22 protein-coding genes are annotated in these 22,180 nt (G+C 40.0%); 12 read left to right on the top strand and 10 right to left on the bottom strand.

Annotated features, from left to right (window positions below):
- The first annotated feature begins 16 nt into the window (after positions 1-16).
- The 8 genes from PALI_RS15545 to PALI_RS15510 all read left to right on the top strand — a co-directional run bounded on the left by PALI_RS15545 (position 17) and on the right by PALI_RS15510 (position 10,026).
- On the top strand, positions 17-1,333 hold the full coding sequence (locus tag PALI_RS15545) for a porin (RefSeq protein ID WP_138586541.1): 1,317 nt from the start codon (positions 17-19) through the stop codon (positions 1,331-1,333).
- 205 nt (positions 1,334-1,538) lie between these two features.
- A complete protein-coding gene (locus PALI_RS15540; RefSeq protein ID WP_077536460.1) occupies positions 1,539-1,934 on the top strand; it encodes a YbaN family protein in 396 nt (131 codons plus the stop codon).
- Positions 1,935-2,050: 116 nt separating this feature from the next.
- Positions 2,051-2,683: a PepSY-associated TM helix domain-containing protein gene (locus PALI_RS15535; RefSeq protein ID WP_193156405.1), complete on the top strand. Its 633-nt coding sequence runs from the start codon at positions 2,051-2,053 to the stop codon at positions 2,681-2,683.
- The gene (locus tag PALI_RS15530) at positions 2,683-3,192 is read left to right on the top strand and encodes a DUF2271 domain-containing protein (protein ID WP_077536462.1); all 510 of its coding nucleotides are present in this window, start codon (positions 2,683-2,685) and stop codon (positions 3,190-3,192) included. The genes PALI_RS15535 and PALI_RS15530 overlap by 1 nt, the downstream gene beginning before the upstream one ends.
- Before the next feature lie 69 nt (positions 3,193-3,261).
- The gene (locus PALI_RS15525; protein ID WP_193156404.1) at positions 3,262-4,107 is read left to right on the top strand and encodes a DUF4198 domain-containing protein; all 846 of its coding nucleotides are present in this window, start codon (positions 3,262-3,264) and stop codon (positions 4,105-4,107) included.
- A 267-nt stretch (positions 4,108-4,374) separates the two neighbouring features.
- Positions 4,375-6,903, top strand: coding sequence for a TonB-dependent receptor plug domain-containing protein (locus PALI_RS15520; RefSeq protein ID WP_193156403.1), 2,529 nt, complete (start codon positions 4,375-4,377; stop codon positions 6,901-6,903).
- A gap of 200 nt (positions 6,904-7,103) precedes the next feature.
- Positions 7,104-7,997 carry a DUF4097 family beta strand repeat-containing protein gene (locus PALI_RS15515; protein WP_193156402.1) on the top strand — a complete coding sequence of 298 codons (894 nt, stop codon included), beginning with the start codon at positions 7,104-7,106 and terminating at the stop codon, positions 7,995-7,997.
- A 139-nt stretch (positions 7,998-8,136) separates the two neighbouring features.
- The gene (locus tag PALI_RS15510; RefSeq protein ID WP_193156401.1) at positions 8,137-10,026 is read left to right on the top strand and encodes a monovalent cation:proton antiporter-2 (CPA2) family protein; all 1,890 of its coding nucleotides are present in this window, start codon (positions 8,137-8,139) and stop codon (positions 10,024-10,026) included.
- An 86-nt stretch (positions 10,027-10,112) separates the two neighbouring features.
- On the opposite strand, the gene PALI_RS15505 is transcribed toward PALI_RS15510, so the two are convergent.
- The 6 genes from PALI_RS15505 to PALI_RS15480 all read right to left on the bottom strand — a co-directional run bounded on the left by PALI_RS15505 (position 10,113) and on the right by PALI_RS15480 (position 16,373).
- Positions 10,113-10,421 carry a hypothetical protein gene (locus PALI_RS15505; protein ID WP_193156400.1) on the bottom strand — a complete coding sequence of 103 codons (309 nt, stop codon included), beginning with the start codon at positions 10,419-10,421 and terminating at the stop codon, positions 10,113-10,115.
- 167 nt (positions 10,422-10,588) lie between these two features.
- Positions 10,589-11,257: a hypothetical protein gene (locus tag PALI_RS15500; protein ID WP_193156399.1), complete on the bottom strand. Its 669-nt coding sequence runs from the start codon at positions 11,255-11,257 to the stop codon at positions 10,589-10,591.
- 272 nt (positions 11,258-11,529) lie between these two features.
- Positions 11,530-12,273, bottom strand: a complete 744-nt coding sequence (locus PALI_RS15495; protein WP_193156398.1) for a hypothetical protein — start codon at positions 12,271-12,273, stop codon at positions 11,530-11,532.
- A gap of 139 nt (positions 12,274-12,412) precedes the next feature.
- Positions 12,413-14,203, bottom strand: a complete 1,791-nt coding sequence (locus PALI_RS15490) for an alkaline phosphatase (protein ID WP_193156397.1) — start codon at positions 14,201-14,203, stop codon at positions 12,413-12,415.
- 11 nt (positions 14,204-14,214) lie between these two features.
- Complete coding sequence (locus tag PALI_RS15485) at positions 14,215-15,804, bottom strand: alkaline phosphatase (RefSeq protein WP_077536470.1); 1,590 nt, start codon at positions 15,802-15,804, stop codon at positions 14,215-14,217.
- 206 nt (positions 15,805-16,010) lie between these two features.
- Positions 16,011-16,373, bottom strand: coding sequence for a hypothetical protein (locus PALI_RS15480; protein ID WP_138586166.1), 363 nt, complete (start codon positions 16,371-16,373; stop codon positions 16,011-16,013).
- A gap of 635 nt (positions 16,374-17,008) precedes the next feature.
- Between PALI_RS15480 and PALI_RS15475 the strand changes: the two genes are divergently transcribed.
- The 4 genes from PALI_RS15475 to PALI_RS15460 all read left to right on the top strand — a co-directional run bounded on the left by PALI_RS15475 (position 17,009) and on the right by PALI_RS15460 (position 18,491).
- Positions 17,009-17,218 carry a cold-shock protein gene (locus PALI_RS15475; protein WP_006792548.1) on the top strand — a complete coding sequence of 70 codons (210 nt, stop codon included), beginning with the start codon at positions 17,009-17,011 and terminating at the stop codon, positions 17,216-17,218.
- Between the two features lie 186 nt (positions 17,219-17,404).
- Positions 17,405-17,614, top strand: a complete 210-nt coding sequence (locus tag PALI_RS15470) for a cold-shock protein (RefSeq protein WP_007580429.1) — start codon at positions 17,405-17,407, stop codon at positions 17,612-17,614.
- A gap of 187 nt (positions 17,615-17,801) precedes the next feature.
- A complete protein-coding gene (locus PALI_RS15465; RefSeq protein WP_007580429.1) occupies positions 17,802-18,011 on the top strand; it encodes a cold-shock protein in 210 nt (69 codons plus the stop codon).
- A gap of 231 nt (positions 18,012-18,242) precedes the next feature.
- Positions 18,243-18,491, top strand: a complete 249-nt coding sequence (locus tag PALI_RS15460; RefSeq protein ID WP_007377376.1) for a DUF3297 family protein — start codon at positions 18,243-18,245, stop codon at positions 18,489-18,491.
- Between the two features lie 66 nt (positions 18,492-18,557).
- Here the strand turns inward: PALI_RS15460 and PALI_RS15455 are convergent, their stop codons facing one another.
- From PALI_RS15455 to PALI_RS15440, 4 genes are all read right to left on the bottom strand, one after another.
- A complete protein-coding gene (locus PALI_RS15455; RefSeq protein WP_193156510.1) occupies positions 18,558-19,409 on the bottom strand; it encodes an alpha/beta hydrolase in 852 nt (283 codons plus the stop codon).
- Between the two features lie 7 nt (positions 19,410-19,416).
- Entirely contained in the window at positions 19,417-20,109 is a 693-nt protein-coding gene (locus PALI_RS15450; RefSeq protein ID WP_193156396.1) for a fatty acid desaturase, read from the bottom strand.
- 477 nt (positions 20,110-20,586) lie between these two features.
- On the bottom strand, positions 20,587-21,546 hold the full coding sequence (locus tag PALI_RS15445) for a hypothetical protein (protein ID WP_226894562.1): 960 nt from the start codon (positions 21,544-21,546) through the stop codon (positions 20,587-20,589).
- A gap of 195 nt (positions 21,547-21,741) precedes the next feature.
- Positions 21,742-22,158 (bottom strand): MerC domain-containing protein, encoded by a 417-nt coding sequence (locus PALI_RS15440; protein WP_193156395.1) that lies wholly within the window; start codon positions 22,156-22,158, stop codon positions 21,742-21,744.
- Positions 22,159-22,180 lie beyond the last annotated feature (22 nt).

The raw sequence follows: 22,180 nt of genomic DNA, 5'->3' as shown, positions 1-22,180 counted from the left end.
CACCTGGGCAGCTATTATGACTAAACTCTCAAAATTAACACTAGCACTTGTGTTAAGTGGCTTAACAAGCACTTCTTATGCAGCAGATCTCGACACACTTCAAAATCAACTAAAGCAATTAAAACAACAAATGCAGTTGCTTGAAAATCAGTTAATTGAAGAAAAATCAAAGCAGCAGATAATTAATAAAAAACATGAGCAACAGGTTGCTGAGATCAGTAAAAAAGCCGACACCACAACGCTTGCAGTAGCAAAAACCGAGAAAAAAGACGAAGGCATTAAAATTGGTGGAGCTATTCGTGCCAACTATAGTGTAACTTCATACGATGAAGACAATGAAGATCGTAATGGCGATTTTGATTTTGATATTTTCCGCTTAAATGTATCCGGGAAAATTAACGATATTTCAGTTAATGGTGAAATCCGCTTTTTTGATTATATGACTGTCGTTAAATATGCTTACTTAGGCTATGAGTTTGCAGATGACTGGGAAGCACAAGCAGGTATTACGCAAGTTCCATTTGGTAACGGCCCTTATAATTCTCATAACTATTTTTTCAGCAGTAACTATTACATCGGCCTAGAAGACGACTTTGATTTAGGTGTTGTAGTAAAACGTAAGCTTAAAAATAATTGGAAGCTAGATTTAGGCTTTTTCAAAAACGACGAGCTAGGCGGTGTTGACGGCTCAGCATCAGATAAAAGCCATCGTTATTCTTATGACATTGTAGGTAGTCGCAGCGCAAGCGAAGGAACTTACGCAGAACCCGCTAATGAGCTTGGTGAGTACAATACCTTTGCTGGCCGTGCAACATATCAAATTGAGCACAGTAAAAACATAACAACAGATCTTGGCATTTCATTACTCAGTGGTGGCTTACATGACGGTGTAGACCGTGCTGGTAGTTATGGTGCATGGGCAATGCATCTTGATAGCCAAATTAATAATTGGAATATTCAACTACAGCATGGTGAATATGACTATGATTTGGATGACCAAAGCGATCGTATTTCAGTTGCGGCCTATGCTTACTTCGATACAGTTGCAAGTAAAGCGACTATGTCTAGTGTTAACGTTGCCTACAACTACTCGGTAGAATGGGGGCCTATAAGTGCTCTACAATTTTATAACGACTACAGCACCATCTACGACAAGTCAGACGATAGCGCAGATACATGGATGAATATAACTGGTGTAAGTGTATCCGCTGGTGCCTTTTTTACATACTTTGATTATGTTCAAGCACGTAATCAGCCATTTATTGGCGGAACAATGATCGGGGATGGCGACACAGAACGTCGCTTCAATATTAACTTAGGTTATTATTTCTAAGTAACCTGAGCCTCAGATAAATAATAAAAAGGGTAAACCTAGTTTACCCTTTTTATTGCCCATTATTATTTATACCAATTGCATTAAGTTAGTGAGTTATTTAATACGCTAGGGCGTGTTTTTAATAAAATTGGCATTACCCTTCGAATTACGTTTTAATTAGCCTACAATTTAATGTATCCGCAGTTAAGTAAAATGAGTATAAGTGAATATAAGAGCCGTCTTTATTTGTTATAAAAATCTATGGCTAAAAGCGCTTGGATTAATGCTTGTCGCACTTGGGATTATAGGTGTTTTTTTACCTGTGATGCCCACAACTATATTCTTCATTTTAGCGCTTACTTGCTTTACTCGCTCATCGCCTGCGCTTGAACACTGGCTATTAAACCATCCTCGCTACGGTGAAACCCTACAACAGTGGCAAGCTCACAAAGTGGTTCCCGTTAAAGCCAAATGTTATGCCGCGATCGGAATGTTAATTGGCTTTATATTTTTACTGTACTCAGCCGCCCCTATTTGGATTATTTACCTCGTTGCAGTAATAGAAATATCGGTAATGATTTATCTTATTTTAAGACCTTCTACCCCACCTAAGTACTAAACGCATACCTACCAATACCCTCCACTTGTAAAATCTAATGTAAAGTTTGGTAAGTAAATTTGTAATAGGTAATGCAAATCATTATCATGTTGGAAATTTTATAATATTAAAGATTTATGGCGTTTATTAATAAGCGGGCTTTATATAGCACAAGCCGCGCACTGCATATTTATATTTCTACAGCTTTATTTTTTTTGCTTATTTTATTTTGCGTTAGCGGCATTGTGCTCAACCATGTTGATTGGCTTAAAGGCGATAAAAATAACGGCCAAGTAACGGCAATGATCCCTGCAGCTCTAGTTAATAAAGCAAATGCACAACTAGATACGCTGCCAACGATTTACCCAGAAATAGAAGCCTACTTAGCCGAGCAATATGCACTTACAAAAGTAAAAAGTATTGAATGGGAAAAAGAAGATGCACTTGTCATGCTCGACTACCCATTACCTGCTGGGTTTGCCTACGCAGAATTAGACTTTACAACTGGTGAACTAAACCTTGATTACCAAACAGGTGGCTTTTTAAGCCTTATTGGCGACTTACATAAAGGCCGCCATAGCGGTGAAGTATGGAGCTGGGTTATTGATATATCAGCTGTACTAATGATTCTGTTTGCTATCACCGGCATGATTATTTTATTTCAAAACAGAAAAAAACGCTTAGCTGGAATATGGATAACCGTTTTAGGCATCGCAACGCCTTTGGTTATTTATTTATGCTGGGTACCACAAATTAAAGGAATGTCTTAATGGTTAAATTTAAATTATTTATAAGCGCCGCATTACTGCTAGTAGCTGCGCTTTTTCAAACGACTGTGCATGCGCAAACACCACAACTCGAGATTGAATTAACACTTCCCGACTTAGAAGTACAACCGTATCACCGTCCATACGTTGCTGTTTGGCTAGAAACACCAGAGCGCAAGCACGTTACTACGCTCGCTCTTTGGGTGCAAAAAGCAGAATGGTTTAAAGACTTACGCCAGTGGTGGCGCAAAGCTGGTAAAAGTAACATCAACTTTGACGGCATTAGCGGCGCAACCAAACGAGCTGGTACTTATACCATTAATTGGCAAGGTAATGATTTGGACGGTAACACCGTAAAACCAGGTAAATACTTACTAAATATTGAAGTTGTACGCGAAGAAGGCGGCAGAGATTACACCCGTGTTGAGCTCGATTTAACTCAATCAGGAACGCTCACTATTGACGGTAAAAACGAGTTTTCAAAAAGCTTCGTCACTGTAAGCACTAAGTAACCTGAACTCAGGATAATAAATCTATCTCGAGCAGCTATTTATTACTCGAATTTAAGCAAAGGAAAAATAATGAAAATTAATTTATTAAAAACTGCATTAATCGGCGCATTGAGCCTATCTGCTTTAGTGTCAACGTCAGCAAATGCACACGCGCGCTGGTTGCTACCTTCACACACTTCACTTTCTGGCGATAAAGCGCATTATGTGATGATTGATGCAAGTGTTTCAAACGAAATTTTTGCACCCGATAAAGCATTTAAGCCAAAAGAAAAAGGCGCTCAATGGGACGATACATTACTAATGGCACTTATGCCAAACGGTGAGCCTGTCACCGACACAATCCGTGCTTATTACTTAAAACGTAAAAGCTCAGCCGCAATTAGCTTAACTGAACAGGGTACTTACCACATTGCGATGACGCAAAAACCAACGCTAATGACCTTTTATAAAGATGCCGCAGGTAAGCGCCACCGTGTATTTGCTAAAAAAGCAGATGCCAACTTACCAAAAGATGCTACCGACATAACAACGGTTAAATCAATCTCGACGGTAGATACATTTGTAAGCCACAACGGTACTTCTAAGCCAGCTCAACTAGGTTTAGGTTTAGAGCTAAGCGGCCCTACCCATCCAAACGATTTATTTGTCGGTGAGCAAGCACGTTTTCAGTTACTACAAGATGGTAAATCTGCCGGTGAAGGCATTGAAGTAAGTATTTTAAAAGGCGACACACGCTACCGTAACGACCGTGGCGAAGTAAAAGTAACGACCGATAAAGACGGTATGTTTACAATTACGTGGAAAGAGCCAGGCCTATACCTAATCGAAACCTCTAACAAGGTTACCGTAAATGAAGAAGGTGTAGACTCAGGTCGTTATGCCTTATTTACAACGCTTGAAGTAGCTCCAGAGTAATTTTTTAAGCCAAGTTTTTTAACTTGGCTTTTTATTGCCCTGCGTTTTTTATTCTCAATTTCTATTAGTTTTATTGATTTCGCCTCCATTCGCCACAAGATTACAACAGTAACGATCTAATCGTCTGTAACGTACGTAAACAGTGGCCTTACTTATTAAAAACGTGAATAACATAGATGGTTTTTATCTTTGCACGTAGTTGAGCGCTTCTATATGATTCGCTCCTTTTCAAACTCACCAAAACAACGACGTTCTTAAGGAACATTAATGACTTTTAAGCGTTTATCTGCCAATAAATTAGCACTTAGCTTGGCTATTACTACTGCACTTAGCACGCCTTATTCTATAGCTGCCGCAGAGCAAAATAATCAGGCAGAAGAAAATATCGAAGTAATTTCAGTAACAGGAACGCGCCGTAGCTTACGCAGTATTGCCGAAAGTTCAGTACCTGTTGATATTATTACAAGCGGCGATATGGCAAGCACAGGTCAACTTGAAATCAGTCAAGTACTTGCAAATCAAGTACCTAGCTTTAACTACCCAAGTGCAACGATTGCTGATGGTACAGATCATGCTCGCCCAGCCGTGTTACGTGGTTTAGCGCCTGATCACACCTTAGTGCTTATTAATGGCAAACGTCGCCACTCTGGTGCGCTTTTAAACTTAGGGGGCGTAGTAGGTCGTGGCTCAACAGCTGTAGACTTAAATATGATCCCAACATCAGCAATTAAACGTGTAGAAGTTTTACGCGACGGCGCTGCTGCACAGTATGGTTCAGATGCCATTGCGGGTGTTATTAATATAATCCTTAAAGATGCCACTGAAGGCGGAAGTGTAAGTGTTACTTACGGACAATACGATACCCAAATGGCAGGGGCTGCAAACCTTCAAAGTGCGTATGCAGATGCAAACGGCGACTTGGCTTTTAATACTGGTGATGACCGCAAAGTAAACGATGGCAGTACTCGTACTATTAGTGCCAATTCTGGCTTTTCGTTATTAGATAACGGCTTTGTAAACGTATCAATTGAGTATCGTGATAACAGCCCAACTCAGCGCTCTGGTTTTGACCCGCGCGAGCAATATAGTCGCCTTGGTGATGGCAGTTTAGACCCACGTGAATTGACTATTGATCGTTACAACCACCGTTTTGGTAAAGCCGACCTTGAAGACTACGCCTTATTTTACAATATGGGTTACGACTTAGATAACGGCTTAAACCTTTATTCATTTGGTAGTTACTCAAAACGTGAAGGTAATTCGGGTGGCTTTTACCGTCGCGCAAAAGACAGCCGTAACGTGTTAACTCTTTACCCTGATGGCTTTTTACCACAAATTGAAACAGACGTAGAAGATTATTCACTCGCGCTTGGCTTGCAAGGCGAGTCAGGCGACTGGACATGGGATGTCAGTACTAACTATGGCCGGAACGATTTTTCTTTGGGTGTAGTAAATAGCTTAAACACCTCTTTAGGCGCAAACAGCCCTACCGAGTTTGATAACGGCGCGCTCGTTTATGACCAATTTATTGTTAATGGTGATGCCAGCACTACGCTTAATTTAGGCCTGCCTGACGACGTGTTTTTTACCCTAGGTGCTGAATATCGCCACGAAAGCTACAAAATAGAACAAGGTGAAGAAGCCTCTTACATTACTGCTCTTGATGGTAATGGCAATCCAATTGCTGCCGGTGGCGCACAAGTACTTTCTGGCTTTGGCCCAGAAAGCGTCACTGACGAAAGCCGCCACAATGTCGCGCTCTTTGTTGAGCTTGACACTTACTTAACTGAAAAGTGGAATGTCGTTTTAGCAAGCCGTTATGAAGATTACAGCGACTTTGGCAATACGTTTACATCAAAACTAGCAACGCGTTACAGCATTACCGACCGTTTATCTTTACGTGGTGCTATAAGCACTGGCTTTCGTGCGCCCTCATTAGCACAAAGCTCATACCGTCAAATTTCGACTGTACTTGAAAACAACCAAGCATTTGAAGTCGGTTTGTTTCCAAGTGACGCGCCAGCTGCACAAGCACTAGGTGCTAAAAAGCTAGACGCAGAAGATTCAGTAAACGTCACCGCTGGCTTTGTATACACCCGAGGTAATTTTAGCTTAACCGTTGATGCATATCGCATTGATATTGATGACCGTATTGTTTTGTCTGAAAACTTAACAGGCTCTGCTGTGCAAGAAATTTTAGCTAACGCGGGTGAGCTAAACACCGAAAGCGTGCGCTATTTCACTAACGCCATTGACTCTCGTACGCAAGGTGTAGATATCGTTGCAACTTACTTGCTAGAGCTAGATAACTTAGGCGACGTACGCTTAAACGCAGCCGCTAACTTTAACGACACCGAAGTAACCCACGTTGATGACAATCCAGAGCAACTTAATTCGCTAGGTGATGACTACGTTGTATTTGCACGCCGTGAAGTGGGCCGCTTTGAAGAAGGAACACCCGATAACAAGTTAAACTTATCGGCGGTTTGGAGCTTTAACGAATGGCAAACCACATTACGGGCTACACGCTATGGTGAAGTTGCAGATATTTCAACAACCAGCGATCGCGATGAATACCTAGACGCTAAATGGATAACCGATCTTGAAGTTGCTTATCGCCCTAATGATGAGTGGAAGTTTGCAGTTGGTGCCAATAACTTGTTCGATCAGTACCCACAAGCGACTATCGACAACATTGGTTACTCAACCTTTAGTCAAATATTCCCGTACACACCGTATGCACCATACAGCTTAGATGGCCGCTTTTTATACGGTAATATCACTTACAGCTTTTAAAAACACAAAGCAAAGTTGAATAATAAAAAGGATGCTTTATGCATCCTTTTTATTAATAGTTAGTTATTTTAACCACTTATTAGTATTCCAGCTTTTATAAAAAATCACCATCCCATATAAAACAATAACTTACATTTCGGTCTCATTTTTGCTCTATATTGTTTATACAAATACAAACAATAAATATCAAAGGAATAACCATGAGCTCATCAAGCGTATTAAATATTACGAAACCACTTTCACTTATTAGCGGTATTTTATTATTAAGCGGCTGTGTATTTCACATATCGCCAAGCGTTGCATCGGTAAAACAGACGCAACAACTTACACTGCCAGGCAACAACCTTGAGTATTTAAATGTTTTGAGCGGCGCAGGTAGCCTTGAAATAAAAGGCTCAAAAACGGCCAGCAGCATAAGTGTTGATGCCACTATTTACACAGCCGACATTAACGATGAATATGAGCTAACGCTAGAACAAGATGGTAAACAAGCAAAGCTTGTTGCCCAAAATAAAAGCCGTAATGGGATTAGCTTTTACAGTGGCCAATCGCCAAGTATTAATTTAGTGGTTACTGTGCCAAGCACACTAAATTTAGACATTGATGATGGATCTGGCGATATAACTATCACCGCGATGCAAAGCAATATTGATGTAAAAGACGGCTCTGGAGATTTAACCATTAACAGCGCTAAAAACCTAACTGTTGACGATGGCTCAGGTGAAGTCAACTTTCAAAATATCGCAGGTAATTTAGAATTAACCGACGGCTCTGGCAGCATTCATATTAGCAATGTAAGTGGCAATGCAGTTATTGACGATGGATCGGGCGAAATGCATGTGAGCAATATAGGCGGCACTTTAACCGTTGAAGATGGCTCAGGTGACTTGGCTATTAATAATGTAAGTGGCGCAGTCAGTGTAGATGACAACTCTGGCGATATAATCATTGAACATGTTGATGCCAGTGTCACTATTGAAGACGGTTCTGGTGATATTCGCGTTAATCATGCCAAAGGGCTGGCTATTATCGAAGCAGGTTCTGGCGATGTAAGTATTGATAATATCTCTGGTTCAGTAAAGCTCGACGATTAATACTAAACATTTAAGCTTAAGCATTAAATCAATCTCAAATAGCTACTTTCAACTCTATAAATTATTGTATTTTACAAGAACCTAAGTCATTCTATTTATGCTCAAGCACTTTGAGCATAAATTAACTTAGGATAAACGCGTGTTAGAAATTGCTTTAATTTACTTAGCAGCAGCCATTGTAGCTGTGCCTATTGCTAAACGAGTCGGACTTGGCTCAGTGTTAGGTTATTTAATTGCCGGCATACTCATTGGCCCTTATGCGCTCGGTGTTGTGGGCGATCAAACCGATGTAATGCACTTCGCTGAATTTGGCGTAGTAATGATGCTATTTTTAGTGGGCCTTGAGCTACAACCTTCGCGTTTATGGACACTACGCCACTCTATTTTAGGGCTTGGCGGCTTACAGGTTGTATTATCAGCAGCGGCTATATTTGCATTTTGTTATTGGTTTTTTGCTATGTATTGGCAAACCGCACTCGCCATTGGTTTAATGCTCGCGCTCTCCTCTACCGCTATTGTACTGCAAAGCCTTGAAGAAAAAGGCTGGCTAAAGCAAGAAGCCGGACAAAACGCGTTTTCGGTATTGCTGTTTCAAGACATCGCCATTATTCCTATTTTAGCCTTGCTGCCACTGCTTGCATTTGCCCCACAAAGTAGCTCAAAAGATATTAGTGACTCGATTATTGCAAGCTGGCCGGTATGGCAACAAGTTTGTGTATCGGTTGCAGTTATTGCCGCTATTATTGCCGGCGGTAAATATGTATCGGCGCCGTTATTTAGATACATTGCCCAAACACATATGCGCGAAATATTTACTATTTTCGCACTGTTTTTAGTGGTCGCTATTGCGCTGGTTATGCAAAGTATTGGTTTATCGCCTGCTTTGGGTACTTTTTTAGCGGGTGTGGTACTTGCTGAGAGTGAGTTTAGACACGAATTAGAAGCCGATATAGAGCCCTTTAAAGGCTTACTGTTAGGGTTGTTTTTTATAACTGTTGGCGCATCAATTAACTTTGAACTGCTATTTAACGAGTTTAGTACTGTTATAGGCTTAGTGGTTTTACTCATTGTAGTTAAAGCCTGCATTTTATTTGCCCTTGCCGTTACCTTTAAAATTAACAGTAAACAGCAATTATTATTTGCCTTAGCGCTTGCCCAAGGGGGGGAGTTTGCCTTTGTACTGTTAAGCGTAACCACCACCTTAAGTATTTTAACGCCCGAGCAAACCAGCCTTGTTACCTTAGTTGTGGCGGTATCAATGCTAATAGCGCCGTTACTACTTATGGTTTATGAGCAAATACAAAAACGCAGCAGCAGTGCTCTGCCTGAGTTTGATAAGCCAGAGCAAATTAGCACCGCTAAGCACGTAATTATTGCGGGCTACGGACGTTTTGGCCAAATTATGGGGCGTTTACTGCACGCGCAAGGCTACGAAATTACCGTACTTGATCACAGCCCTAGCCAAATAGAATTACTACGCCGTTTTGGCAATACCGTATTTTATGGCGATGCCGCACGCCAAGAACTCCTTGAAGCCGCAGGCGCGCACACCGCGCAAATGCTGGTAATCGCAATTGATAACCCCGATAAAACCATTGAGATAATTAAGCTCGCGCATAAAAACTACCCGCAACTTAAAATAGTTGCTCGCGCAATCGATCGCCGCCATGCGTATCAGTTACTTAATTTAAAAGTAGATGCGTTTAATCGCGAAACCGTCGACTCAGCTATTAACCTTGCCGTAGAAGCACTCGAGTTACTAGGTAACACTAAGCAAGATGCAGAGCGCGCCGGTAAGCTGTTTAGAGACCACGACCGCGCTGCGGTTGTGCAACTTGCCGAGCTGTGGGGCGACGACGCCAGCTACGGCGTAGCCGTGCGCCAACGCATGGAAGATTTAAAGCAAGTGCTGCAACAAGATAAGCAAGCACAAAGCGATTTAAATACCTGCGATAGCGGCGATTGCGAAGACGGCTTAACAGAGCTGGCTGGTAAGCCGAAAAAGCCTGATGATGCTCATCTTGAGTAGTGTCGCGCGGTAGTGTTTACACTATTAGCAGGCGATGATATTGCCTCATTGAGAGGCAATGCTTTCTAAAAAATTTACTTCCTATATTACTCAACCTCAAAGAATCCACCTTCGTCGCCTTTAAATTTTTCTTTATTTTTATTGCTGGACTTTTCAAATTCTTTATCTGAATCATCACTCGCAGGCCAACCAGCATCTATCAACCCCAAAAAATCGCCAAGGGACACCCAACCTACAACCTTTATTGAATCAGCTTTGAGCCAATTTTCACCATCCCAATTTAGATAATCGTAAGAGCCGAATCCAGTCTTATATCTAGACGCAACAAAATACAGACCAGGCTGAACAGGATCTAAATTTTCAATCCAATCTACCGGAACATTTAGTTTCTTCATTATTTTACGCCCCTAAAATCTTCAGCTTTCTCAATATAAATCAGTAGGTAATAGTCACAAAAATTGAACTATAAGCATAGACAAATAGAACCTCATACTCTGAGTTACTTACTAAGCAATATGAAGCAGCCGATTTAAAAACCAGTTGTTTCATCCGTTCAAGTAACTTATAGCTCCTTTAAATTATCTTTAAAGGAGCAAAGAAAATTTTCAATTTGAAAAGCGTCTAGCGCTTGAAATGGCTGTGGAAAAACATCTATTGGTATCTTTGCCTCAAGTCGAGAGTCTTTGGGTAGCAACCCTTTATTTTCTAAATACTCTGCCCCAACCTTAGTGCCTGCATGTAAATATATATCTTTCGGTTTAAAGCCAAGATAACTAGAGATACGTATGGCTGTATCATAATTAGAAAGCTCACCAAAACCATTTACTTTAATATTCTTAACTATTTCATAAACGTCTTCAAATGATTGAGCTTTTCTTAATTCACCACCTTTATGGATAAGTTCAGATCTCATAAGAAACAAAACTGTATTTCCAACACCTCTACTTTTGCCATCACGATCTATAAACTCTTCTTGATGTGTATGTTTTAATGTGTACTCTTGGCCTTCATATAATACCTTAAACTTTGCGGTGCAAGCATCTATAATTACCGACTCTAAGTCAGGCAATTGTTGGTAATACTCTAAATATGAATCTAAAAATTTAGCTCTGCTTTCAAATTCAAACCATTTATTAATCTCTTCTCCATCCGCATCTTTAGGCTTATAAAGTTTGTATTTTTTACTAAAGTACAGGTCTACTATGCTTTTTAATTTACTAAAATCTTCCATTGATAATCCTTAGAATATATCTGCTTCATCAGAGAGCATTTTCTTACTCTTACAAAATGTCCCTATTGTGTGAACTTCTATTAATATCAAATAGTTTAAATTATTACCAACTATAAATATTATACGGCTGATGGTGTGTATTTTCTAAAAATGGGAAAGTGTTTGTTGTATTACTTGGGTGGGAATGGCTTAAATTAATCTACTTTTGAATACTAGCTTGTAGCTCATAGCCGCTTGTCATTTTTTAGCTATGAACTACAACATTTAAAGACCTAGTGGTGATGCCCGCCTTGAATAGCCTCACCCTGCTGGTTATAAAAGCCAGTTGCGCTGTGCTCAATAAAACCTAGGTTTATCATTTTAGCTAAAAATGGGTCGCCTTCGTTATCGCCAATGTCGGCGTAGTCGGTGGTTTGAAAGCGATCCCACTGTGCAAATTGAGCACTAATTAATAGCTCATCAGTGCTTACATTAATAAGACTAAGTAAGGTCGTTGTTTGGCTTTTTTTATTACTCGTACTAAATGTTTTTACTAATTTTGAATGCGTAAAAAAGGCGAGGGTAAAATCGTTGCCATTTTCGCTCAAGGTATAGTTTTTTACTTCATCACAGCCTGTGCCTTGTGTGCTTACTAGGGTCATTTTTTCGATTAGGTGGTTATCCACCAGCTGAGTTTTAGCACTCCAGTTTTGTACGCCGCGTACCTCAGATGGTTGATATTCAATGCCGCGTTGCTGAGCATTAAAGTAACGAATTGGTCGTATTTGATTATTGGCTAAGTGCTGCCAAAGCTCGGTCATTACATCATTTTCATGGGCAACTTGTTGCTGGTTTCGCCAAAGGTTGAGCGACTGGCTGACGGGCTTGTTATTAGCTGTTGCGGTACTTTTTCCCGAATGGGTGACTGTATTGGTTACATTGTAATTTGCTTTTAATATATTTGGGTTGATATCGCACTGCGAGGCTAAGCTACTTGTACTTACAAGCGTGGCAATTAGTAATAACGCTTTTTTCATTGAGCTATCTCTTATTTATATTTCAAGTTTATGGCAATAACATAACCACTAAAAATGTCAGTTTAATGACAAAAAACCCGCACAATGTACGGGTTTCTTTATTTAGATATATTTAACTAAATTTATAACTAGCCGGTATTTATTGCGCTACTTTTGCATCGGCAGCTTTTACAAAATCAGCTGCAAAGTCCATTACATGGAATAAAAAGCTTTGCTCGTTTGTCCCTGTTACTAGATGAGCACCTGGCCCCATAGCGTAAACACCCACATCTTCACCCGCATGGGTTTCTGAGCTAAGTGGTACTAGCGACTCTTGGTGAAAACCTGGTGTTGTTGTATCAACATTAGTTAGGTCAACGCGGCCTGTTACCGCTGCTGCTAAGTAAGAAGCATCGGCATCGGTTTCATTACCTAAATCTCTGTAACCCAAACCATTTGTGTAGCCTACGGTTGTGTAAGGCATATCATCCGCTGCAAGGCTTGGCTCTGTTTTTCCTACACCAACCACTTTACCTAAAATTGGATTACCGCGTTTAGGGTAACCGGCAATGGTAAATACATGGCTGTGATCGGCGGTTACAACTATTAATGTTTCTTCTGGGTTGGTGTTTTCCATCGCCACTTTAACGGCTTTGGCAAGCTCAATTGTGTCGTTAAGTGCGTTATAAGCATTACCCGCATGGTGTGCGTGGTCAATACGGCCCGATTCAACCGTTAAGAAAAAGCCTTGCTCGTTGTTATCAAGCACATTAATCGCTTTTTTGGTCATTTGTGATAAAGACGGCTCGCCAGCAACGTCATTTGCACGGTCAGCTTCGTATTGCATGTGGGATTCGTTAAATAAGCCAAACACTTTAGTTGCATCATCGCTAATTGCATCAAAGCCCGTTTGATCCATTACGTAGGTGCCATTTGGGTATTGCGTTTTCCACTCTGCGGTTAAATCGCGATTATCTGTACGATCCCCTTCAACAGTACTTACTGCATCTGCTGAATTAAACGCGGCATCTTTTGGTAAAAAGTGACGACGGCCACCACCCATAACAACATCAATACCGTCCACATCAACACCACTAAAGCGCGCTTCTAGGTTGGCTTCAAAATTAACTAATTGCGATGCAATATCTTCACACGTTGCAGCACTTGCTGGCATATCTGAAATATCTTCCCAGTTACGCTCTGCTGATTTAGCATACGTTGCAGCTGGTGTTGCGTGAGTAATACGCGCTGTAGAAATAATCCCTGTTGCTTTGCCTGCAATTTCAGCAAGCTCTAATGAGGTAACAAGTTCGTGCCCTTTGCCTGATGCACAATTACCACGTTCAACCGCTTCATCAATACCAATAACGCCTGCGTCGGTTTTAACACCCGATGCCATTGCGGTCATAGTACCTGCCGAGTCGGGCGTTTGCGCATCTACGTTATATGTTTTTACAAAACCAGAAAAAGGCATCGTTTCGAAGCTAAGTTGATGCTCTTCACCCATTTCGCCCTGTAGCTGCCCTGCTAAAATACGTGCTGCGGTTACAGTAGAAATACCCATACCATCGCCAACAAATAAAATAACATTTTTAGCTTTGCCTGATTCAGTCACAATTTTAGCGTTTGCTGCCTGCGTTGTTTCAAGTTTTGTTTGTGCATCGCTAAACCACACATTACTCGTCAATGATTTTAACTGCTCGCTAGTTAGCGAAGTGGCTGGTGCATTACACACTAAATTAGTTGCTGTTACTTCGCCGCTATCTAGCTTACCGTTTTTGTCTGTATCTACACCTGATTGTGTTTCTACACCACCGTTAACACATTGTTCAGAGCCCACGGCAATTTTATTGTCGACTGCGATAATGTTATTTTCGTTTTTATCGTTATCACTTGAGCAACCCGCAAGGGCAACCATTACTGCTAAAGAAAGTACTGTTAATTTGTTCATGTTACCCGCCATTATTGCTGAGTTAGTTCAAGAGCTTGATTAATTAAATGAAACACTACGTTTTGCTCAATTACACCTTGAGCAAGTTGGGCACCTGGGCCTTTAGCATGTAAAGAAATATCTTCACCTGCGTGTGTTTCAGAACTAAGTGGCACGGTTGTTTCTTGATGAAAACCAGGTGTGGTTGTATCAACACCATTTAACTCAACACGCCCTGCAACAGCGGCACTTGCGTAGCTTGCATCAGCATTTGTTTCATCGCCTAAATTTCTAAAACCTAAGCCATTTGCATAACCAACCGTTGTATATGGCATGTCATCTTTTGCTAAGCTCGGTGTTGTTTTTCCAACCGCAACAACTTGACCTAAAATTGGATTACCACGCTTAGGGTAACCAGCAATCGTAAATACATGGCTGTGATCGGCGGTCACTAAAATAAGGGTTTCTTCTGGATTGGTGTTATCTACCGCAGCTTGCACGGCTTTAGCAAACTCAATGGTATCGTTTAATGCGTTATAAGCATTTCCTGCGTGGTGTGCGTGGTCAATACGACCCGACTCAACCGTTAAGAAAAAACCTTTTTCGTTTTTACCAAGTACTTCAATCGCTTTTGTAGTCATGTCGGTAAGTGAAGGTTCACCCGCTACATCGTTTGCGCGGTCTGCTTCATACTGCATGTGGGATTCGTTAAATAAACCAAATACTTTGGTAGCATCATCGGCAATGGCATCAAAGCCTGTTTGATCCATTACATAAGTTGCGTCAGGGTATTGTGTTTGCCACTCAGTCACTAAGTTGCGTTCGTCAGTACGATCGCCCTCAATTGTACTTGCGGCATCCGTTGAGTTAGCCGCTGCATCTTTTGGTAAAAAATGACGACGACCGCCACCCATTACAAAATCAAGACCATCTACATCCGTTCCAACAAAACGTGCTTCTAAATTCTTTTCAAAATTAACCAGTTGCGATGCGATGTCTTCACAACCAGTCGTTACTGCATCTTCTGGCATATCTGAAACATCTTCCCAATTGCGGTCTGCCGATTTAGCATACGTTGCAGCGGGCGTTGCATGAGTAATTCGTGCTGTAGAAATGACCCCTGTTGCAAGACCTTTAATTTCAGCCAGTTCAGTCGCTGTAAGAAGCTCATTACCTGCCACTGTTGAACACACACCGCGTTCAATATCTTCATCTACACCAATTACGCCAACATCAGTTTTAACACCTGAGATCATTGCTGTCATTGTGCCGGCAGAATCAGGCGTTTGTGCATCAACATTATATGTTTTAACTTGTGCTGAGTACGGGAAGCTCTCAAAGCTTAAATAGCCTTCTTCACCAAATTGGTTATTACGCTGGCCTTGTAAAATGCGCGCCGCAGTAAGCGTTGATATACCCATACCGTCGCCAACAAATAAAATAACGTTTTTAGCTTTAGTCGCTTTTGTAGCCTGCGCTTGTGTTGTTTTTGTTGTTAGTTTTGTTTGCGCAGCGCTATACCAGCTGCTGTCTTTTTGGCTTTGCGGTAGTACATCGGCATGACTAACTGCGCTAAACGCAAATGTTAGCGCGATTGCCGTAGCGACTTTTTTAATTTTCATCCGTAATTCCCATTGTTTAGTGGTTATTTTTAATATGTGTGACCACAAAAAAGATCAACCGCCGCACTATAGGAAACAGATATGACTAATAAAGGTAATTTTGATGAAGAAACAATGACTAAAATTTTACAAAAATAAGTCAGGCACAAAAAAGCGCAACGTTTACACGCTGCGCTTATCAATTCAATTAAATTTTATTTTTTTAATTAACGACCATCTTCAAACGAAGCGGTTGCAGAAACTTTACTCCAAGTACCATCTGTATATAGTACCGTCGCCTCTGCTTTATAGCCTCTGAACGATCTTATCGAAAATGAGCATGATGTACCCGATACACCACAAGACGATGCTGCATTTGACCAAACAACACTATCAATGGCAGAACCATTACCTATAACTCTAAATACTGCTGTTGCTTTATTTTTACCATAAATTAACGCAGAACAATGATTTGGAGTAAATTGATCATATGCTTGAGTATCTACATAACACTCCATTTGATCTGCACTCGCTTGCGCAGAAAATATAGAAGCTAAAACAATACCCATAGAAATTAATGTAGTTTTCATTCTTATCCTTAATTAAACCAAAGTAGGTACGAATCAAAGTAGAACACAAATCTAAATTAGTACAATTTATTTACAAAAAAAATACAAAATAACCTCTTTACTGAATAACCTAATGTGATCGACCTATCCTTAAATGCAGCATTAGCCATGATTGAAGTTGCATTTAAGTAATCTGAACTCTGATTAAGTAGCGTGAGGCCTCTCTGCCACCTCCTAATAAGAGTTAATACATCGCAAAAGCCCTGTATTATTCTAAAAGTAAGCCGCCTTGAATAAATTTAATAATCAGTAACTAACTATCAAAAATCAATATAAAGCCTTAAGCTTTAAACAGTCAACTATTTAATAATTAAGGATTTTATATTAGCTTACTCGTATATAAAAATACTTTAAAATCAAAAATCAATCCCCTTAGCCACGGGTTAAATAAAATGAAATGTCAGATAAAGCTTGTTTTATGTCTAACCTTACTGTTATCCTGCCTCGCATCGGGTTGACAGAAAACCCTATTTATTTGTAAGTACCACGTTGATATTAGTAATAATCCTTCGCGTTATCCTCAGTTAAATGTATGTTTTCTTCCTGTTAAATTGCCTAATTTAAGGCGCACTTTTATTAATTCTTAGGATACTATTATGTCTAATACTACAACTGGTACAGTTAAATTTTTCAACGAAGCAAAAGGTTTTGGTTTCATCGAGCAAGAGTCTGGTCCTGATGTTTTCGCACATTTCAGCGCAATCTCTGGCGACGGTTTCAAAACTCTTGCTGAAGGCCAACGTGTACAGTTTACTGTTACTCAAGGTCAAAAAGGTCCACAAGCTGAAAACATCGTTAGCATCTAATTGCTTTCGTTTAATGGGTTAGCAATAACCCATTAAAAAATACTAGTTTGAAAGAAGTTTTGTTTTATTTGTTAGTACCGAGTTGTTTTAGTAATAATCCTACACGATATCCTCAAGTTAACTATTTTTTCCGGCTCAATCGCCTCTTTTCAGGCACACTTATATTAATTTTTTAGGATACACATTATGTCTAATACAACTACTGGTTCAGTAAAATGGTTTAACGAAGCTAAAGGTTTTGGTTTTATCGAGCAAGAATCTGGCGCAGACGTGTTCGCACATTTCAGCGCAATCTCTGGCGACGGTTTCAAAACTCTTGCTGAAGGCCAACGTGTACAGTTTACTGTTACTCAAGGTCAAAAAGGCCCACAAGCCGAGAACATTGTTAGCATTTAATTGCTAAACAATTTAATGGGTTAGCAATAACCCATTTTGAATACTAGTTTGAAAGAAGTTCTGTTTTATTTGTTAGTACCGAGTTGTTTTAGTAATAATCCTACACGATATCCTCAAGTTAACTATTTTTTCCGGCTCAATCGCCTCTTTTCAGGCACACTTATATTAATTTTTTAGGATACACATTATGTCTAATACAACTACTGGTTCAGTAAAATGGTTTAACGAAGCTAAAGGTTTTGGTTTTATCGAGCAAGAATCTGGCGCAGACGTGTTCGCACATTTCAGCGCAATCTCTGGCGACGGTTTTAAAACTCTTGCTGAAGGCCAACGTGTGCAGTTTACTGTTACTCAAGGTCAAAAAGGTCCACAAGCTGAAAACATTGTTAGCATCTAATTGCTAAACAATTTAGTGGGTTAGAGATAACCCATTAATATTTTTACCTTTATAATTATTTAGTCAAATATCTTCAAAACCTCCTCTGTAAATATTTTCCAAGCGCAATCTCATTTGTATACACAACTCATTAATTAGTACATTTTTAAACACATTTACTACTATCTCTCTTGAGCGAAAGCTTTGTATTGCCTACAATAGCGCATACTTCATTCAATATAGAATATGACCATGAACGACACTACCGCAAAACCTGCTTTACCAGATCGCCTTTCTATTAATCCACGCAGCCCACATCATGTGGAAGACGTTTTTGAACACGATATTGGTATCACGTTCAACGGCAAAGAACGTTTTGATGTTGAAGAATACTGCATCAGCGAAGGTTGGATAAAATTTGCATCTCCAAAAGGCCTTGATCGTCGCGGACAGCCGCTTTTACTTACCAGAAAAGGCACTGTTGAAGCCTTTTATAAGTAAGCTAATACTATTCACTAAAAAAGCGACACCATATTGGGTAGTCGCTTTTTTTGTGCTTGTTAAGAATCATTTAATTGTATTATTTTTCGCTTTACCCAGCATCCAATCTAAGCCTTGGATTGCTGTTGTTGGAAATGCGGTTGCATGACTAGCCCCTTCAATATCAACACTTTTTAATTCTATATTGTCACTTTTAAGCGCATTAATTTTTTGCACCAGCTGCGCTGCGCCTTCAACCATATTTTGCCCCTCACCAAAGGCTGGTGTTTCCTTTGCACCAACAGATATATACACCTTTATAGGCAATTTTGGCTTATGCGCTTTTAACGCTAATAGTGCATTATTATCAAACCAAACCGATGGGCTGCCAATAATATAATTACTAAATAAATCAGGCGTTAAAAGTAAAATAGTTGCACCAAATAAGCCGCCTAGCGAGTTACCTATGTAGGTTCTTTGTAAGTTACTGGCCCGATAGTTTTTTTCGATAAAGGGAAACACTGTACTTTGTAAAAACTCAGCATGCCCTTTGGCATTACCCGTTTGCTTTTTCCAATCTTTTGCAAAGGTAGGCGTGTAATCTCTAATTCGGCTATTGGAGCCAACAGAGCCTTTTTCATAACCAATAGCCACAATAATAGCCTGCTGCATTTTGCCGCTATTCATAGGGAATCGTGTAGCCCCAGCAACGATGGGAAAGGTATACGGTGCATCGGTTACATAAATAACCGGATACGTTTTATCAGGCTGTTTTGTATATGATGTTGGAAGCTGAATATAAATAGGATAAACGCGCTTAGTTGAAGGCTCGGTAAGCTCTAAAACATTACTTCTGGGGATTTCGTATGGCGTATTGGCACTTAATTTAAAACACATAACTGCGCAAAAAAATAACAACCACTTTGGTAGTAAATTCATTTTCATACTAAAGATTTATCCTTTGTAATTCATCGCGCTTGGGGAGGTGCTTTGGTAATACTAAATCCCAAACCAAGCCTAATGTCTCCATTTTTTTAAGTACTAGCCAGCCAACATCTAACTGGCCTTTTTCTAAAGCAAAGTTAGCCGAACCAGGAAATGCATGGTGGTTATTATGATAACTTTCTCCCATTGTTAGCAGCGCTGCAAAGGGGACGTTATAACCTTGTATATGCGCATGATTTACATGCCAATTTCTTTGTCCATGGTTATGTGCAAAACACCCAATCAGCCAGTGACCTATAATAGAAATACTGACTCTCACGCATATTCCCCATACAACCCAAGGCATGCCTCCCAACCAAAATAGCAATAGTGCCAAAGGTAGCTGTTGCAGCATCCATGTCTTCTCCATACATCTATAAGCATTGTTTTGTGTAACACATGTTTCAATATTAAAAGTCGGTGGGTAAGTAAGCTTAATATCGCAAAAAATTTGCCAGAAAAAATCTTTCCACATAGGCTGCTGATGCCCAAAGTAGTCGTGGCAATACTGCTGTCGCTGTGCCCAATCGCGCATATCATGGGTTTTAATCATGCCTACAGGCCCAGCTAAACCAACTATTACACCTAAATGAACAAAAAGGTATTCAAGCCACGCGGGGCATTGGTAGCTTTTATGTATCAGTCTACGATGCATCCCAAGAGAGTGCCCAAAGCATAAAATAACACTAGGGCGTGTTGACCTTTGTGGATTGAAATTTGTTCAATCTAGGGGCGATTTAATCGCGGCGCGAGGTTTGTAACCTAGTGGGCTAAGTAAAAACCGAGCAACAAAGAGTTAATCGTCCCTAGAAAGAACCCAAAGGGCAGCGCATGTTTGGTATCTATGCTGCGTTATCGCCTATTTATGGGGAACAACCACACATCACAGGCTCTGCCTTGCCTAAATACCAAACGTACTGCTGCAAAATCAATCACGAAAGGTCAACACGCCCTAGTCGTTATAATAAAAACAAATAAAACTGTAAGTGAAAACGTATACCAGCCACCTATAATGGCAATTAATATCATCCCACCTACCCACAACACTTTTACTGGGGATAAAACAACATGCCCAGCTTTGGCGCAGCTTTGTTTATTTGTTAAGACCCTCTCATTTGTGTACATAGCCATCCTAAGCTGTTTCTGGAACAAATAGCTCATTCAAAAGCATATCTGCCGTTTGCCCAATAGCGTATTCTTGAATTGGACCAAAATACCAAGCGGGATCTAAAAATCGATGATAATAAATAGTCAGCGCTACTTTAGTATTTCCATTTTTAGTTTTAATAAAGCGGATTTCGGTTCCTTTTAGTTTTAAATAGTTACCTATGTAGCTCGTGTCTTCTAAAAATGTAGTGCGAATATAATCGTTTTCGACTTGGGTTAACTCTAGTTTCATATGCCCTTTGTGTGTGTTTGTTACAAACCAACGATGATAAGTAAAATCAATATGATGCACATCACCAGCGGATAAAGTACCCGCTTCTATATTGCTTGGCATAGGGAATAAACTTAACAGCCAATTACGCTCAATATCTAACTGCATAGGTTTGATAAGTTTTTGTTGGATTTCTTCAGGGGTCGCATTTATAACCAACTCTTTAGTTATCGAATACTCTCGTTCAAAACTGGCACTTGGCACTACTCCTTCAAATGCACTTAAAAAAATAACAGCCGGTAATATATGGGCATAATGTGTGCCCTTCTTTTTACTTCGTAAATAACAGGTTAGTAGCTGAAATAAATACATAAGCAATAATATGCCAAAGTAGATTGGCATAAACATAATTACACAAACGAAGCCCTCAAATAAAACAACAGACGTGCCAAGCATTACAATAAGCGACCACAAAACTAAATTTCCGTAATATCGGTTTAAGGTGGGTTGTTCAGGCTTTTTAATTATGTACAGTAAAGCGATTGAGACAAAAAATGGTATGCCAACATATAATAATGCTGTTTTATCAAAGTTATAAGACATTAGCGTACGTATAAGTAATGAGCTAGCGCCTATTAATAGCAGTATTGATATATTACGGCGGCGCTTACTTATAGATTGAGGTGCTAACGGGAAAGGTGGCTTTTCTGACATTACGTATCCTGCGTAGCTTGTTTGGGTATGAATACGCAACATTTAGCCAGTTAACTAAATACACATGATCCATATGCGGCATTTTACGCCCAACAAAAAAGTTATTAGACGCTCGGTTTTGAGCCGTATATAAAAACCTAATAACACACCTAAGGCAAGGTATAAAATGCAAAAAAAGACGCAAAGGCGTCTTTTTTATGTAACCTGCTCCGATGTATCACCAGAGCACGGGCAATCCCCATCTTCTTTTTTAAGACACTGGCGGTAGTTAAACCAATGCGCTATGGCTATAAACGTTGAGCCAGTTAAAGTTAGCGCCTTTTCTGCACCTTCATGCCCTATAAAAATAGCAAGTAACATTAAGCATAAACCCACAATCCCAAAAGCTATATAACTAAACTGTTTATGTTTTTTACAGCCTAGACTTAACGCAAGTAAACTTGTGGGCAACACCGCCATTAATATCCATATATGAAATTGCTCATTATCTAACTGCAGTGCTGCCAAACTTGGTAAAAGCACCAAAATAACAGGTGTTGCAAAACAATGCACGGTGCATATTAACGAAAGCCCTATCGCTAGGCGATCCATTAAATTTTGACTAGATTTCATTTTTTCCTCCATTAATAAATAC

This window comes from Pseudoalteromonas aliena SW19 (genome assembly GCF_014905615.1).
In the GTDB taxonomy this organism is placed as follows: Bacteria; Pseudomonadota; Gammaproteobacteria; order Enterobacterales; family Alteromonadaceae; genus Pseudoalteromonas; species Pseudoalteromonas aliena.
This window is presented reverse-complemented; position numbering and strand designations above follow the sequence as displayed.